The 15,703-nt window shown below is 63.0% G+C and carries 13 protein-coding genes and 1 pseudogene; 2 read left to right on the top strand and 12 right to left on the bottom strand.

Annotated features, from left to right (window positions below):
* Positions 1-95 precede the first annotated feature (95 nt).
* From QQL28_RS15020 to QQL28_RS15010, 3 genes are all read right to left on the bottom strand, one after another.
* Positions 96-1,745, bottom strand: coding sequence for an NAD-dependent malic enzyme (locus tag QQL28_RS15020; RefSeq protein ID WP_284266474.1), 1,650 nt, complete (start codon positions 1,743-1,745; stop codon positions 96-98).
* 179 nt (positions 1,746-1,924) lie between these two features.
* On the bottom strand, positions 1,925-2,923 hold the full coding sequence (locus tag QQL28_RS15015; protein WP_284266677.1) for a tripartite tricarboxylate transporter substrate-binding protein: 999 nt from the start codon (positions 2,921-2,923) through the stop codon (positions 1,925-1,927).
* Between the two features lie 96 nt (positions 2,924-3,019).
* A complete protein-coding gene (locus tag QQL28_RS15010) occupies positions 3,020-5,422 on the bottom strand; it encodes a mechanosensitive ion channel domain-containing protein (RefSeq protein ID WP_431309604.1) in 2,403 nt (800 codons plus the stop codon).
* A 115-nt stretch (positions 5,423-5,537) separates the two neighbouring features.
* On the opposite strand from QQL28_RS15010, the gene QQL28_RS15005 reads away from it, so the two are divergent.
* Both QQL28_RS15005 and QQL28_RS15000 read left to right on the top strand, forming a co-directional pair.
* Positions 5,538-5,693 (top strand): hypothetical protein, encoded by a 156-nt coding sequence (locus QQL28_RS15005; RefSeq protein WP_284266470.1) that lies wholly within the window; start codon positions 5,538-5,540, stop codon positions 5,691-5,693.
* A gap of 439 nt (positions 5,694-6,132) precedes the next feature.
* A complete protein-coding gene (locus tag QQL28_RS15000) occupies positions 6,133-7,023 on the top strand; it encodes an MBL fold metallo-hydrolase (RefSeq protein WP_284266468.1) in 891 nt (296 codons plus the stop codon).
* 43 nt (positions 7,024-7,066) lie between these two features.
* On the opposite strand, the gene QQL28_RS14995 is transcribed toward QQL28_RS15000, so the two are convergent.
* The 9 genes and pseudogenes from QQL28_RS14995 to QQL28_RS14955 form a co-directional block, all read right to left on the bottom strand.
* Positions 7,067-8,104: a patatin-like phospholipase family protein gene (locus tag QQL28_RS14995; protein ID WP_284266466.1), complete on the bottom strand. Its 1,038-nt coding sequence runs from the start codon at positions 8,102-8,104 to the stop codon at positions 7,067-7,069.
* Entirely contained in the window at positions 8,101-9,030 is a 930-nt protein-coding gene (locus tag QQL28_RS14990; RefSeq protein WP_284266464.1) for a polyphosphate kinase 2 family protein, read from the bottom strand. The genes QQL28_RS14995 and QQL28_RS14990 overlap by 4 nt, the downstream gene beginning before the upstream one ends.
* Positions 9,002-10,010 (bottom strand): annotated as a pseudogene (locus QQL28_RS14985) (branched-chain amino acid ABC transporter permease); the annotation flags it as partial. The gene QQL28_RS14990 and the pseudogene QQL28_RS14985, both read right to left, overlap by 29 nt.
* The gene (locus tag QQL28_RS14980; RefSeq protein WP_284266460.1) at positions 10,007-10,888 is read right to left on the bottom strand and encodes a branched-chain amino acid ABC transporter permease; all 882 of its coding nucleotides are present in this window, start codon (positions 10,886-10,888) and stop codon (positions 10,007-10,009) included. The gene QQL28_RS14980 and the pseudogene QQL28_RS14985, both read right to left, overlap by 4 nt.
* 14 nt (positions 10,889-10,902) lie before the next feature.
* Positions 10,903-11,607: an ABC transporter ATP-binding protein gene (locus QQL28_RS14975; RefSeq protein WP_284266458.1), complete on the bottom strand. Its 705-nt coding sequence runs from the start codon at positions 11,605-11,607 to the stop codon at positions 10,903-10,905.
* 3 nt (positions 11,608-11,610) lie between these two features.
* Entirely contained in the window at positions 11,611-12,378 is a 768-nt protein-coding gene (locus tag QQL28_RS14970) for an ABC transporter ATP-binding protein (RefSeq protein WP_284266456.1), read from the bottom strand.
* Between the two features lie 24 nt (positions 12,379-12,402).
* Positions 12,403-13,758: an ABC transporter substrate-binding protein gene (locus QQL28_RS14965; protein WP_284266454.1), complete on the bottom strand. Its 1,356-nt coding sequence runs from the start codon at positions 13,756-13,758 to the stop codon at positions 12,403-12,405.
* Between the two features lie 112 nt (positions 13,759-13,870).
* Positions 13,871-14,575: an NUDIX hydrolase gene (locus QQL28_RS14960; RefSeq protein ID WP_284266453.1), complete on the bottom strand. Its 705-nt coding sequence runs from the start codon at positions 14,573-14,575 to the stop codon at positions 13,871-13,873.
* Positions 14,576-14,617: 42 nt separating this feature from the next.
* On the bottom strand, positions 14,618-15,646 hold the full coding sequence (locus QQL28_RS14955) for an ABC transporter substrate-binding protein (protein WP_284266451.1): 1,029 nt from the start codon (positions 15,644-15,646) through the stop codon (positions 14,618-14,620).
* Positions 15,647-15,703: the final 57 nt, after the last annotated feature.

The raw sequence follows: 15,703 nt of genomic DNA, 5'->3' as shown, positions 1-15,703 counted from the left end.
AGATCGTCGCATATACGGCCGCGCCGCGCAATGGCGTTCCACCTCAGATGGTGCCGTGGTGCTGACCGATCCGTCCACTCAGGCGGACGGAGACGTCAGTAATGCGGCTCGTACATCTGCGACCGGATGAGGCCCATCACGTCATTGGGCGCCGGCCCTTCCGCAAGTCCGCGCTGATAGGCAACCTGCGCGACCGCGGCCGCGATCCGCGCGGAGACCTCGCGGATGCGTGGCAGCGCCGGATAGAGGCTACCCTGGTCGAGATCGTCCTTGCCGACACAATCGGCGAGCGAATGTGCGGCGGCCATGAACATCTCGTCGGTCACGAGGCGCGACCGGCTGGCGATCACGCCGAGGCCGACGCCTGGGAAGATGTAGGAGTTGTTGCCCTGGCGCGGAACGAAGGTCCTGCCCCCCAGCGTCACCGGGTCATAGGGACTGCCGCAGGCGAACAGCGCGCGGCCCTCGGTGTAGCGGTAGGCGTCCTCGGCCGAGCACTCCGCCTTCGAGGTCGGATTGGAGAGCGCGAACACGATCGGATGCGCGTTGAGCTTCGCCATCGCCTTGAGCACGTCAGGCGTGAATGCGCCGCCGACCGCCGCGACGCCGATGATCGCGGTCGGCTTCAGCGTTTCGATCGCAGCGAGGAAGTCCGCGATCTGCCCATGGTCGTGGGCGTAGCGCAGCTTGTGACCGGACAGGCCGGCCCGCCCTTTGACGACGAGGCCGCGGGAATCCACCAGCCAGTTGCGCCCCAGCGCTTCGGCTTCCGACGCGCCCTCCGCCATCATCGCCGAGACCACGAGATCGGCGATGCCGGTCGCCGCCTCGCCCGCGCCCAGGAACAGGATGCGTTGATCCCTGAGCTTGCTGCCGTTGACGCGCAGCGCCGAGAACAGGCCGGCAAGCGCCACCGCCGCCGTGCCCTGGATGTCGTCGTTGAAGACGCAGGCCTCATCCCGGTACTTGTGCAGAAGCTTGAACGCGGAGTGGTTGGCAAAATCCTCGAACTGGATCAGCACGCCCGGAAACGTCTTGCGCGCGGCCTGCATGAACTCGTCGACGAAGCTGTCGTAGGCTTCGCCCGCGAGGCGCCGTTCGCGCAAACCGAGATAATAGGGATCGCGCAGCAGCTCCTCATTGTTGGTGCCGACGTCGAGCACGATCGGCAGGCACTGCTCCGGATGCACACCGGCACAGGCCGAATAGAGCGAGAGCTTGCCGACCGGGATGCCCATGCCGTTGGCGCCGAGGTCGCCGAGACCGAGAATCCGTTCGCCATCGGTCACCACGATCAGCTTCGCCGGATAAGGCCAGTTCTTCAGGAGCTCGGCAATCTGGCCACGGTCGCGCGAGGAGATGAACATGCCGCGCGGACGCTGGAAGATCAGGCCGTATTTCTGGCAGGCGAGCCCGACCGTCGGGGTGTAGATCAGCGGCTGGATCTCATCGATATTGTCGCAGACGACGCGAAAGAACAGCGCCTCGTTGCGATCATGCAACGCGTTCAGCGCAACATACTTCTCGAGGTCGCTCGGCAGATTGCGCAAGTTGATCAGGACGCGCTCCGCCTGGTCCTGCATCGTCAGCACGCAAGGCGGCAATAGGCCACGCAGGCCGAGTGCGGCCCGCTCCTGTTCGGTGAAGGCGGTGCCCTTGTTGAGCAAGGGATCGCGGAGCAGCGTCATGCCGCGCGGCGAATCGGAAGGCGTAGAGTGGGCGCTGACCCGGTCAGGTCTATTCACGAATTCCCCCAAGAGTTTCTTATGTCGGAACGAACATTGTCGGCCACCCCTCGATTGAGATCAAGGACGTTACAGGTCAAGACCCGATTGTGATCTCGCACCGCAGCGATGCACGTTATGATGAAGAATGATGCGGGCTGGCGCTGCATCGCGCCGGCCGCAAGAGTTGACGCCGCGCCCTACTCCGCCTTGATGTCGGCGATCCTTACGATACGCCACCATTTGTCGATCTCGGCTTTCTGGAACGCTGCGAGTGTGGCGGGAGCCTGCTGCTCGCGTGGCGGGATCTCCTGACCGAGTTCTGCAAAGCGCTGGCGGACCGTGGGATCGGCGAGCGCGGCGACGATCGCCGCATTGAGCCGCTCGACGATGTCCCTGGGCGTGTTCTTCGGCGCCCATAATCCGTGCCAGTAGGAAATGTAGAGGCCGGGGAGGCCCGCTTCGTCGACCGTCGGAATGTCGGGCGCGGAGGCAAGCCGCGTCGGCGAGGTCACCGCAAACGCCTTGATCGTGCCGTTCTTGATCTGCGGCAGCGAATTCGACGCCTGGTCGAACATCAGGTCGATCTGCCCGGCCACGAGGTCGATCATGGCCGGCCCCGCGCCCCGATAGGGCACGAACTGGAATTCGGTACCGGTCCTCGTCTTGAAGAACACGCCGGCGACATGCGCGCCGGAGCCTGCGCCGGCCGTCCCGGCGGACGCCTTGTTCGGGTTGTCCTTCAGCCAGGCGATCAGCTCCTTGAGATTGCCGGCCTCCAGAGTCTTCCTGCCGACGATGAGTTGCGGCCCGCTGGCAACCAGCGCGATCGGTTCGAAATCGGCAAGCACGTCGTAGCTGAGCTTGTAGACCGCCCCGTTCAGCACATGCGTGCCCCAATGACCGATGGTGATCGTGGTGCCGTCAGGCGTAGCCCGCGCGACGCGCGCGCCTGCGATGCTGCCGGACGCGCCGACCACATTCTCGACCACGATCGTTGCGTGAAGATCGGCCGCCATCCGTTCGGCGAGAATCCGCCCCAGCGTGTCGGTCGGCCCGCCCGCCGCAAAGGGCACCATCAGCGTAATCGGCCGCGACGGAAATGGCTGAGTCGTCCCTGGTGCGGCGGACGCAACAAGTCCGATCAGTGCGCAAATCGCAGTGACCCAGCCGCGCAATCCGGCCGACAATCCACCCATCATTCCCCAGCCTCTCGCTTCCGTCCGCAGTTGACCTGCGGGCAGTTTTGCGGAGAGAAGTGAACGACGTCGCCGTCCAGGAGGCAAGGACGAAAATCAGCCGGTCGCTCGCCGCAAGGTCAGGTTCGAGGCCGTGTCGGCTGGCGCGGCAATCTGCATCAGGATGGTTTGGGCGGAGGACGCGATCTCGATTCCGTTTTCCTGGAAGCGCAGCTTCATGCGGCGATTGAACTCGCGCTGAACCGGCCAACGGCCGCTGTCGGTGCAGCGGATCTGACCGACGATCGACACCATCGAACCATCCACCTTGTCGATGCCCCAGAGCTCGAGATCGCCGCGGATCGCGGCACGGAATTCCGCCTCCCGACGCATGTCATCGACGATGTCCTTGAGGATTTGTCCGGCGCGATCGGTATCCTCCTTGTAGGCGACATTGACGCTGACTGATGCATTGCCCGCGCCACGGCTTGAATTGGTGATGGTGGTCACCGCGCTGAACGGCACGATGTGCAGCGATCCATCCCCTGCCCGCAGGCGAAGAGTGCGGATCGAGACGTTCTCGACCACCCCTGTCAATCCAGACACACTGACGGTGTCGCCGACCTGGACCGTATTCTCCAGGAGAAGAAACAGGCCGGTGATGAGATCCTGCACAAGCTTCTGCGAGCCGAAGCCGATGGCGATACCGACGATGCCGGCCCCCGCCAGGAGCGGCGCGACATTGACGCCGATCTCGCTGAGCGCGGTGAGACCGACGACCGTCGCAATCAGGCAGAGCAATGCCGTCCGCAGCATCGGTTGAAACGTGCGCAGACGCGCCGCACGGGCATAATGGCCGTCGCGCGACAGGACGTTGACCTGCCGGTCCATCAACGCGTTGCTGGCTTCCCAGATCGCCGCCGCGATTCCGGCGGCAATGCCGATGGTCGCGACCGCGGACAGAAGCCTGCTGCCGATCTGACCGCCATAGAACCAGACGATGGCATCCACGCCCCAGACCTCCAGCACGGCTACGAAACCGATAAAGGCGATGATGCCCGAGACGATCTTGCGCAGCAGGGGCAGATAGCGGTTGGCGCGGATCTCGAGACCGGGAAAGCGCTGGAGGATCTCCGGCTTGATGCGGAAGCCGCGGTCGATCAGGCTCAGCGTCACCATGATGGCAACGCGCGTGATCAGCGCAACCGCGATGGTGCCGACGAAATACTGAAGCAGCAGCGAATAACCGTTGCGAATGTTGAGCGCCCAGACGGCCCAGAGCGCGAGATCGAGCGCGATAGCAAGATAATGCCAGACACTGGCAATGCGATTGCGCACCCTTGTCGCAAGGCCCTGTCGGCCGGCGGGCGCGCGAATGGCATCGGCGACCTGGCGGCGGCATTGCAGGATGATAACCACGATGAAGAGATGCACGATCAGCATGACCATGCGCAGCAAGGCCGCATAGCCGGCCCGATGCAGGCCGAGCAGCAGCGCTACATTGGCAAAGGCGATGCCGGACACGCCAACGCCGACGATGCGCCGCGCCCAGATCTCGATATAGGCCGCGGTCTCGGCGCGAACCGGAAACAGGCCGAAGGGCCCCGCCAGCGCCCGGATCAAACAGATGAGTCCTCGCGAGAAAGCGTAGGCGTTGACGACGGCGAGGATGACGAGGCGGACGGTTGCCGGCTCGCCGATCTCGGTGCCGAGCAACGTCGTAGCGATGCCGACAAAGACGAACACCGGAAGCAATTCGATCGCGAGGCGGCCGAGCACGAAGGGCAGACGGAGCAGGAGCTGCCAGGCCCGGGCCAGACTGGCATGGCGGCGATGCAGCTCGGGCTCGGCGGCCACGGACAACGGCGGATCAATGATGGGAGACGCCTGCGTCAGCACGTGCGGTGCCTGCGGCACGCGCGCCTCCAGGAATGCGACCGGACGCCTGATCAGGCGGAAGATCAGCCACTCGGCGCAGAAGGCGCAGCCGAACACCAGCGCCAGCTTCCATGCGATCTCGATCAGCAGGTTGTAGGCGGCGGGATCGTTCGCCGTCCGCACGATCCAGTAATAGAACGCCGGAAAATGCGTGATCGTCCGCGCCATGTCGGCGACCTGACGCGAGATCTCACCGATCTCCTCCGAAACCGTCAGCAGGAGCTGCGCGCCGAGGCCGTCCGCCGACAGCGAAGCCGGCGACTTCTGTTCTGCAGCGGGAGGCGCCGCCTGCGGCTCGGCGGAGGACACGGTGGCGATTGCGCGCAGCGTGTCGATCATCTGGGCACGCTTCTGATCGTCCTGCAGCGTGTCCAGCGCGCGCCGGGCCTGCTCTGGCGACAGCGTTGCAGCACTGCCGGTGGCGGGCACAGGCGGTTCGGCGCGAGCGCCGGAAACAGCTGAGATTGCGAGAAAGAGGCAGGTCGCGAGAAGGACCGGAGAAAACCTGTGCGACACGATGATTCCCTGGAAATAGCTACAACGGCGGCGTCGGAACCGGCACCGCCTTTGCGTATGAGTCATGTCGGATCGTCGCTATTCGCCCCGATCGTGTGTCGGAAGTTTGCTGTCGGGGCGACTTTCTCTTGGCATTTGTTGCGGCGCATGAATCGGGAACCGCGCCGTAGCCGACGCTTATGTGAAGAACATACAGGAGCTCTTTGCGGTGACGGCGAGCCTTTACCTTTGGGGCAATGTCGATCGCCTGCCGTTCAACCGCAGCAATCTGCGCGACAAGCAGCCGGTCTGTTATCGATGGCTCGGTGATCTCTTCGGCGTGCAGAAGACCGTCTGACAACACGTATTGTGATGCCTCAACGGCCTCACCTCTTGGTCCAATGCGTTCGTTGGCTCAAAATTACAGCGCCGGGAAGGTAAGGGGCCATGCCTCACTGATGCAGCCCGCTTAACCTTGACCCGGCGTGCCGTTCGCGGATTTTGCCGCTATGCGATAGTCCGAACGAGCTCCGTCGCACTTAACGCGGCTGGATCTGCGGAGGTGGTGTCATAGACCTCCCCTTGCTCATGACATGGACGTTACGCGTCGCGCTGGGCGACCACGAGCATGCTCCTCCCGCGACATAAAACTGTCAAGCGGGAACGGAGGCGCAGCGAGCAAATGTGAAGCGCCGAAGCACGTGTTCCGCGATCGGAATAAATTGGTTCCGCCGGCGTTTGTGTCGACAAGATCTTCCGCTCGCATGCACCACAATTCCCAGCCGGAAAAATCACACATGAAAATCGTCCATCGCCTCATTGTCCTTGCCGCGATCTTCACCGCAATTGGCTCCGCGTCCGCACAAAATCCCCCACAGGTCTCGACCAGGAAGGTCGAGGGCACCGAGAACGTCTACATCTTCCGCTACGGCGGTCACCAGTCGATGTTCGTCGTGACCCCGCAGGGCGTGATCGCCACCGATCCGATCTCGTATGAGCGTCCCGCAAAGCCCTATATCGACGCCATCAAGGCCGTCAGCGACAAGCCGATCAAATACGTCATCTACAGCCACCATCACTACGACCACGCCGCTGGCGGCCAGGCGTTCAAGGACCTCGGCGCCACCTTCATCGCGCACCGGCGGCTGAAGGAGCGCTGGCTCGAATTGAAGAAGCAGAACGCGCTGCTGGCCGATGTCGTGATGCCGGACCAGGTCGTCGACGACAAGAAGACCATCACGCTCGGCGGCACCACGCTCGAGCTGGTCTATGTCGGCCGCAACCATTCGGACAATTCGCTGGTGATGCGGCTGCCGAAGGAGAAGCTGGTCTTCGTCGTCGATTTCGCGCCGATCGAGTCCATCCAGTTCCGCAACATCCCCGACAATGCTTCGCCGCTGGAATATATCGCCTCGATGAAGAAGCTTGCCTCGCTGGACTGGGAGCGGATGATTCCCGGCCACCCCTATGCCGGCGGACGCCTCGGCACCAAGAAGGACGTGCAGGACGACATCGCCTACATGGAAGATCTCTCCGCCGAGGTAAAGAAGGCCGCGGACGGCGGCAAATGCTTCGACACCGCGATGAAGGAGGTCAAGCTGCCGAAATACGAGAAGTGGGCGAACTACGAGAACGGCCTTGCCGCCAACGTCGAGCGCTTCTGCTACTGGTGGGGCCGCGGCTATTAACCGAAACGACCTCTCCGCCCTTCCCTGCAGTTGCAGGGAGGGCTCAGAGAAACATCTCGGTCAGATCGACGGTCGAGGCATTGCCGATCTGGTCAAAGTGCCTGTCGAGCCAGCTTCGCGCCGCCTCGCGGCCTTCGTCGCGCAACCGGCACAACAGGCTCCATTCCGGGTGGAATTGCGTCGCAGTCCCGAGCTGCGACATCAGCTGGTCGTTGCCGATCCAGTGCATGAACATGCGGCTGTGCTTGTCCTTGTCCAGCTCGCCGCTGTCGATCAGCCGCGTCGCGAAGGCGATCGCGCGCATCTCGCGCATTAATGACGAGTTGAAGCTGATCTCGTTGATGCGGTGGAGTACGTCGGCGGCGCTCGCCGGCAATTCGTCGCGCCGGATCGCGGTCACCTGCACGATGATGACGTCGTGGCTGCCCTTGCGATAGATCAAGGGAAAGATCGCGGGATTGCCGAGATAGCCGCCGTCCCAATAATGCTCGCCGTCGATTTCGACTGCCTGGAAATAGGGTGGCAGGCACGCCGAGGCGAGCACTGCGTCCGCGCTCAGCAGCGGCGTCTGGAACACCTTGATCTTGCCGGTCCGGAGATTGGTGGCGTTGAGAAAAAGCTGCGGCGCGTCCGGCGAGGAATTGAGATGGTCGAAGTCGACGACGCGCTGCAAGAGCGAACGCAGCGGATTGAAATGGAAGGGATTGAGCAGGTTCGGCGGAACCGTATGCGTCAGGGTATGGATGAAAGAATGGACTGGATGGTATTCCGGAGGCAGCTTGAGCGCCTGAATCCACTGATTGAGGGGCGAGAAGAAGTCATACACCATGTCCATGCGAGAAACCTCGTACCAGAACTGGTGCAGATTCTCCCGCGCAGCCTCATTGCCGCCATGCGCCATGCCCGAGGCCATCGCCACCGCATTCATCGCGCCGGCGCTGGTCGCACTGATCGCCTCGATCGCGAGCCGTCCATCCTCCAGCACGAGGTCGAGGACGCCCCACACGAACGCGCCGTGCGCCCCGCCGCCCTGTAGCGCGAAGTTGACGTTCTTCACGTTCGTGGTACGTCCATCTTTCACTTTGCGCGCCTGCTGCCTCCCTTCGCTTCACGCTCCAGAGCTTCCCGCACCGCCTCGAACTCACCGAGCGAGGCCCTGTCGGCGCGAGGAAACCGCAGATCGAGCCGCTCAAGCGCGGCGACCATGACGGATCCGATCACGACACGCGCGAACCATTTGTGGTCGGCGGGAACGACATACCAGGGTGCATGGGTCGTGGCGGTGTGCCGGACGATGTCCTGATACACCGCCTGGTAGCGCGGCCACAGCGCGCGCTCCTTGATGTCGTCCATCGAGAACTTCCACTGCTTGGAACGGTCCTCCAGCCGATCGAGGAAGCGCTGGCGCTGCTCCTCCCTGGAAATATTGAGGAAGAATTTCAGGACCACGGTGCCATTGCGCGCGAGGTAGCGCTCAAAGGCGGAAATGTCCTCGAAGCGCTCGCGCCAGATGTTCTTGGTGACGAGCCCCGGCGGCAGCTTTTCCTTGGCGAGGATCTCCGGATGCACGCGGGTCACCAGGCATTCCTCGTAATGTGACCGGTTGAAAATTCCGATATGGCCGCGCGCCGGCAGCGCGACCACGTGGCGCCAGAGAAAATCATGGTCGAGCTCGTGGCTGGTCGGCTGCTTGAACGCAGTGACCTCGCAGCCCTGCGGGTTGATACCTTCGAACAACGCCTTGATCGCGCTGTCCTTGCCGGAGGCATCCATGCCCTGGAAAATGATCAGGACCGACCAGCGGTCCTGCGCATAAAGCCTCTCCTGGAAGTCCGCGAGATGTTTCTTGTTGGCCTCAAGGATCTTCTGTCCCTCGTCCTTGTCGAGATCACCCTTCTCGTTCGTCTTGTGCTCCTTCAGGTGAAATTTGCCCGAACCGTCGTAACGGAAGGGCGTGATGAATTTGGCGAGCTCTGCGGCGAGCGTTTTGGCGGGTTTCTTGTTCATGAGCTCGGAGATGGTTTGCGTTGCGGTTTCAATCGTTCGAGCAGGCTACCAAGAATGCCCTTGGGGAGGAATATGATGAAGAGGACGAGCAGCACGCCATAGACGAGGTTGTCCCAGCCGACGGCCCTGGTTCCAAATCCGATGCGCAAGCTTTCGGCGAGCAGGATGGTGATGATGGCGCCGACCGTCGGCCCGAGCGAGACGAACAGGCCGCCGACGATCGCTGCGAACACCATCTGGAGCGACACGGCGATGCCGCTCACGGTGTCGGGCGTGATGAACATCTGGTACTGGCAGTAGATCGCACCGGCTAGTGCCGTCATCAGTGCGCTGATCAACGTGATCTTCAGCTTCTCCGCGGTGACGTCGACGCCCGCGGCGGCCGCAGCGTCCTCGTCCTCCGAGATCGCCTCCAGCGCGTAGCGGCTCATGCTGCGATCGATCCAGTGCCAGACCACGAGCCCCACGACCCAGACCGCAAGCGCGACCAGATACCAGGTCGTCTTGTCATCGAACTGGAGCGCCCAGAGCTTGTTGCCCGTTGCGCGGTTGGGCGTATAGCCGAGCGAGCCGCCGGTCCAGTCGCGTGTCGCGGTAATGACCTGGAGCACGATGCCTGACAGCGCCAGGGTCACCAGAACGAAATAGTGCCCGGTGATCCGGAAGCGGAAGCAGGGATAGCCGACGATCAGCGCCAGCGCACCGGCCGCAACCATGCTGACGGGGATGCCGACCCAGGGCGACAACCCCAGATGATTCCACAACAGCGCGGTGACATAGGCGCCGATCCCCATGAAGCCGCCATGGCCGAGCGACACCAGGCCGAACCGCCCCATCATCGACCAGGACGTGTAGGCGAACGACCAGATCAGGATCAGCACCAGGATATGCAGGTGATAGGGATCGCGATAGACGAACGGCAGCATGACGAGTGCCGCAAGCCCGACTGCCCATGCAGCAAGATGCGCCTGTCTCGTCATCTGCGCCTCGCGAGCAGGCCGGCGGGCCGGATGAACATCATGACGATGAAGAAGGCGAACGCCAGCACGTAGCCCCATTCGAGGTCGGAGAACAGGCCGCCGAGCGAAATGATCTCCGCGAAGACGAAGGAGGCGATGAAGCCGCCGATGAAATTACCGAGGCCCCCAAGCACGCAGATCAGGAAGGTGATCGGCCCGAACGACAGGCCGACGAAGGGATGCACGTCATATTGCAGCACCAGGAGGCAGGCGGCGAGGCCAGCGAGCGCGCCGCCAAGCGCCGAGGTGATGATGTAGATCCTCTTGGTATCGACACCCATCAGCGCCATGATCTGGCGGTCCTGCGAGATGGCGCGGATCGCCGTTCCGGTGAAGGTGCGCGTCATGAACAGATAGACGGCGACCATTCCGACCAGCGCCGCAATGAAGGACAACAGCCGGGCATAGCTGAAATTCATGTCGCCGAACGCGAGCACGGGCAGGCGGATGCCGAGATTTCGGAAATCGATGCCGAAGGCGACGGTGGCGAAGCTCTGGAGCACGAACAGCACGCCGCCGGTTGCAAGCAACTGGTTGATCGGCGGCGCGGTCAAGAGCGGCGCGATCACGAGATAGTGCAGCGCCGCGCCGAGCAGCGCGACCAGAAGGATGGTGAAGGGCGCGGCGATGAAATAACTGACGCCGTAGTACTGGACCATGAAATACATGGCGTACATGCCGATCATCACGAGCTCGGCGTAACAGATCCAGGTCACGTCGATGACGCCGAAGATCAGGTTCAGCCCGAGCGCGAGCAGCGCCAGCACGCCGCCGAGCAGGATCCCGTTGATCACGGCCTCCAGCAAATAGATGTCGAAGATATCGAGAAATGCCTGCATGCGCCCACCCGCCCTCACACCCCGAGATAAGCTTCCTTGACCGTGTCGCTCGCCAGCATCTCGGCCGAGCTGCCGGACGCGCGGATCGATCCGGCCTCGATCAGATAGGCGCGGTCGACCACGCGCAGCACCTGCTGCACGTTCTGTTCGACGATCAAAACCGTCAGCCCGCTCGCGCGAATGCGCTTCACGAGCTCGAAAACCTGCTGCACGACCACCGGGGCGAGCCCCGCGGAGGGCTCGTCCAGCAGCAGGAGCTTTGGATCCGACATCAGCGCGCGCCCGATCGCGCACATCTGCTGCTCGCCGCCCGACATGGTGCCGGCCATCTGGTAGCGGCGCTCCTTCAGACGTGGAAACAGCTCGAAGACGATTTCGAGCCGCTCGGCATATTTGTGGCGCGCCTCCTTCATGAAAGCGCCCATCTTGAGATTGTCATCGACCGAGAGCTGCGGAAACAGCCGCCGGTTCTCCGGTACATGCGCGATGCCGAGGCTGACGATACGGTGCGCCGGCGTCGTCAGAACATCGACGCCTTCCATTTTGATCGATCCGCGCGCAGGACGGATCAGGCCCGAGATCACCCGCATCAGCGTGGTTTTGCCGGCACCATTCGGGCCGATCACGCCGACCGCCTCCCCGGCCTTGACCTCGAGATTAACGCCGAACAGCGCCTGAAAGCTGCCATAGCCGGCATCGACGGATCGAAGCTCCAGCATGGTCTACCCTCCGGCGCGGCGGCGCGCTTCGGCGGCCGCGGCTTGCGTGGTCTCGGCGTCGGTGCCGAGATAGACCTCGATCACCCGCACGTCGCTGGCGACTGCGCTCGGCAGCCCCTCCGAAATCTTCTCGCCGTGATCGAGCACCATCACGCGATCGACCACGCGCATCAACACGCCCATGATGTGCTCGACCCAGATGATGGTGATGCCGAGATCGTCGCGGATCTTTCGCAGCATGTCGGCGGCCTGGTCCATCTCGGCTTCATCAAGGCCACCGAGGCTTTCATCGGCGAGCAGCAGCTTTGGTCCCGTGGCGAGCGCCTTTGCCAGTTCGAGCTTCTTCAGCCCTGCGGCACCCAGGCCATCGACGTTCGCATGCCGATCGGTCGACAGACCAACCATGGCGAGCGCGCGCTCCGCTGCCTCTTCAGCCTTGGCGCGGCTGTGCCGACCTTGCCCGTAATAGCCGGCGAGCGCGACGTTCTCGAACATCGTCAGGCGGCGAAACGGCCGCGGGATCTGGAAGGTACGGCCGATGCCGCGATTGATGATCCGATGTGGCGCGAGCCCCGCGATCTCCGTTCCCGCGAACACGATCGAGCCGGCTGTCGGGGTCAGCGTGCCCGACAGCATGTTGAAGATGGTGCTCTTGCCGGAGCCGTTGGGGCCGATCAGGCCGAGAATCTCGCCCTGATCGACCTTGAAGGAGACGTTGTTGACGGCCGTGAAGCCGCCAAAACGTTTCACCAGCCCGCGAACTTCCAGCACCGCATCCCTCCACCGCGCCTAGCGCTACTGGTTGCTGTAGGTGGAGCCCTTCGGCAGTGGCAGCACGGCCTCGCGCTGCGCCTGACTCTTCGGCCACACCACATAGGATTTGTCGTCGAGATACTGGATCACGACAGGGAACGATCGCTCGTTCTGGCCCGCCATCGGCGTGCCCTCGCCATAGAATTTCACGCCGAAGCCGAGCATCGTGCCGCCTTCGGGAATGTCGGTATCGAGCGCCGCCTTGCGCAACGCGTCGGGATCGATGCCGCCATACTTCTTGATCGCGCGCGGCAGAACGTCCGCCATGAAGACGTAGGTGTTGGAAGCTCCGATCCCGACATGGGCGGAACGGATCGCGACGCCCGGCTTGATCTTGTCGAACTCCTCGCCGACCATCTTGATCACGGGCGCGAGCTTCGGATCCATGGTCTTCTGATTGGCGAGCCAGATCGAGATCGGGTCGGTGTTGAAGATGTTGTTGGCATCAGCGCCCATGCCCTCCTTCAGCTTCTCATAGACGCCATAGCCCGCGCCGTGCCCCATCAGCGCGCCGAATTTCAGGCCCTGCTCGCGCGCCTGGCGGAGCAGGAGCGTGATGTCGGGATTGTAGCCGGTGTGGAAAATCACGTCGGGCTTGGCACGCTTGAGCTTCGTGACCAGCGCGGAAAGGTCGGGCGCAGTCGCGGAGTAACCCTCCTTCAGCACGACGTTGAAGCCGGCCTTCCTGGCGCCGGCCTCGTTGCCCTTGGCGACGTCGACGCCGTAGGCACCGTCCTCGTGGATGATCGCGACGCGGAGATCCTTCGGCTCCTTGCCGAACTTTTCCTTCGAATTCTGCGCGATGAAGTCCATCGTCATCATGCCGAACTGGTCGCCGCTCGCCTGCGGGCGGAACACGTATTTGTAGTTCTTGTCGGCGACCACGGCGGACGAGATGCAGGTCGTCATCCACATGAACTTCTTCAACTGCTCGACGCGCGCCGCGACAGGGACGCATTGCGCCGAGGAGAAGAAGCCGAGCACCATGTCGACCTTCTCCTGCTCGAGCAGGCGGACGGATTCGTTGATGGCGACGTCTGGCTTGCTCTGCGCATCGGCGTAGACGGCCTCGACCGTGTAGCCCTCGACGCCGGACTTTGCGAACTGGTCGAGGATGATCTTGGTGCCGATATATTCGAGCTCGGACCCGCCGCCGGCGAGCGGTCCGGTCAGGTCGAAAATCACGCCGATCTTGATCTTCTTGTCCTGGGCCTGGGCAGACGCCGCCAAGCCCGTCGCCGCAATCGCGACCATCAGCCCAGGTACTATCAGCCCAAGTACTATCGGCCCAAGTACCATCAGCCCAGGTACCAAACGGGCAGCCATGCGCATGCGCATCAAAACCTCCCTGGACGATTGTGCATTGCAGTCTTTTTGCTTTTACTTTTTTGCCCATCACATGGGCTGGGAGATGCGATGTCAAGCCGAATAGCGTCGCGGGCTTAACGCGTCAGCGCGCGGCGAACTGCTGCTCGATGAAGGCGGTGACGAAGCGCGGCATGGTCGGCGTCAGATCACCGAGCCCGCGGACCAGGTGAATGGCCGACAATTCGGGTTCGGCCTGGGCCGCCAGATTGGCCTCGATCCGGGCGCGCGCCATCTCGCCGGGCAGGTCGAGGTCGAGGATCCGGATCATCGCAATCGCGTGTCCCGTCATTACGCAATGCCAGTCCGCATCCGCCCGGTAGTCCTCGGGCTTCAAACCCGTCTCCTCCTCGATCTCGCGGACGACGCTGCCGGGAATGTCGAGGACGCCGTCCCTGACGTCGTCAAGGTCAGGCGTGCCAGAGGGGAAATAGATGCGCCCGGCATTCACGGTACGCTGGCTCATCTCACCCATGACAAAGGCGCCATCGGAGGCGCGTAGCGCGCCCATGCCAAAGCCGTTGAACACCGCCTTGTCGGGAAAACCCCAATCGCGCCAGGCGAGGAAGCTGGCGAAATCGGCTTCGAAATAGCTTGCGGCAAGGTGGCCGTCGGAGAGCACAGGATCGCGCCCGAGCAGGATGCGGCCATTCCAGATCTGCGGCCGCTCGCGCTGCTTGTCGGCAAAATGCGCCGCGATCTCGGCGCGACGTTCTTCGGCGAACGGCCAGGCCTGCGATCGCACGGTGAGATCGAGCGTCGTGATACGATGAATAGCAGGGGATGTCATGACGCCTGCATATCAGGGCTTCACGTCATTTGCTTGGCATTGCTATTTCGAGTTCATCCCCGTGGTCTTCTTGGCCTGCTCGACGAACTTGTTCGTGAACGTCTTGCTGACGTCGATCTTTGCGTTCGCAACCTCGGGCGAGCCGACGCTGAACACCGCGAGCACGGCATCCGCGCCCTTCGGGTCCATCTTGCCGGTTTCCGAGAACATCGGGATCGTGTTCTTCAGCGCGGCGAGATAAAGCTCCTTGTTCTTGCCGACCATCTCCTCGGGCATCTTCGCCATGATGTCTTCCGGCGAGTGCGAGTGGATCCAGGCGAGCGTGTTCAGGATCGCATTGGTCAGCGCCTGCGTCTCCTTTTCGTGACCGGCGACCCAGGCCGCGGTCGAATACAACGCGCCACCCGGATACTCGCCACCAAAGGTCTCGAGCGTATCCTTCTGCGTGCGGGTGTCGCTTAGGATGCGTAGGTCCTTGTGGCTGCCCTGGAGCACGGTGACGGAGGGATCGAGCATCACGGCCGCATCGATCTGGCCCTGCTCCATGGCCGCGACCGCGGTCGCGCCGAGGCCGACGCCGATCACGGCGGTGCCGGCGGGATCGAGGCCGTTCTTCTTCAGGAGATATTTCAGGAAGAAGTCGGTCGAGGAGCCGGGCGCGCTGACGCCGACCTTCTTGCCGGCGAGATCCTTCACCGACTTGATCTCGTTGGTATGCGAGGGCGCAACCACCAGCACGAGGCCGGGATAGCGGTCATAGACCACGAAAGCCTGCAATTCCTGCTTCTTGGCGGCCAGGTTGACGCAATGGTCGAAATAGCCTGAGACGACGTCGGCACTGCCGCCGAGCACGGCCTTGAGCGCATCCGAGCCGCCCTTGAGGTCGACGAGGTCGACATTGACGCCGGCCTTCTCGTACTCACCGAGTTGCTTGGCCAGCACCGTGGGCAGATAGCACAGGCAGGAGCCGCCGCCGACCGCGATGGTGACCTTGCTCTGCGCTGCGGCGAAGCCGGTGGTGAGCGTGAGCGCGAGCAGCGCGCCCGCGAGCCTGGCAATCGTGTTCTTCATTGGTTTCCTCCGTTCGGCTGGCGGCACATTAGAGCAGCGGATTACGCTTGAGAAGGC

The sequence above is a fragment of the Bradyrhizobium iriomotense genome (assembly GCF_030160715.1).
Classification (GTDB): domain Bacteria; phylum Pseudomonadota; class Alphaproteobacteria; order Rhizobiales; family Xanthobacteraceae; genus Bradyrhizobium; species Bradyrhizobium iriomotense.
This window is presented reverse-complemented; position numbering and strand designations above follow the sequence as displayed.

Excerpts from the sequence above, each read along its gene's own strand:
- QQL28_RS15015 (WP_284266677.1), bottom strand. The coding sequence starts at position 2,923 with ATGGGTGGATTGTCGGCCGGATTGCGCGGCTGGGTCACTGCGATTTGC.
- QQL28_RS15010 (WP_431309604.1), bottom strand. The coding sequence starts at position 5,422 with ATGACTCATACGCAAAGGCGGTGCCGGTTCCGACGCCGCCGTTGTAGC.
- QQL28_RS15000 (WP_284266468.1), top strand. The coding sequence starts at position 6,133 with ATGAAAATCGTCCATCGCCTCATTGTCCTTGCCGCGATCTTCACCGCA.
- QQL28_RS14990 (WP_284266464.1), bottom strand. The coding sequence starts at position 9,030 with ATGAACAAGAAACCCGCCAAAACGCTCGCCGCAGAGCTCGCCAAATTC.
- QQL28_RS14980 (WP_284266460.1), bottom strand. The coding sequence starts at position 10,888 with ATGCAGGCATTTCTCGATATCTTCGACATCTATTTGCTGGAGGCCGTG.
- QQL28_RS14975 (WP_284266458.1), bottom strand. The coding sequence starts at position 11,607 with ATGCTGGAGCTTCGATCCGTCGATGCCGGCTATGGCAGCTTTCAGGCG.
- QQL28_RS14965 (WP_284266454.1), bottom strand. The coding sequence starts at position 13,758 with ATGCGCATGCGCATGGCTGCCCGTTTGGTACCTGGGCTGATGGTACTT.
- QQL28_RS14960 (WP_284266453.1), bottom strand. The coding sequence starts at position 14,575 with ATGACATCCCCTGCTATTCATCGTATCACGACGCTCGATCTCACCGTG.
- QQL28_RS14955 (WP_284266451.1), bottom strand. The coding sequence starts at position 15,646 with ATGAAGAACACGATTGCCAGGCTCGCGGGCGCGCTGCTCGCGCTCACG.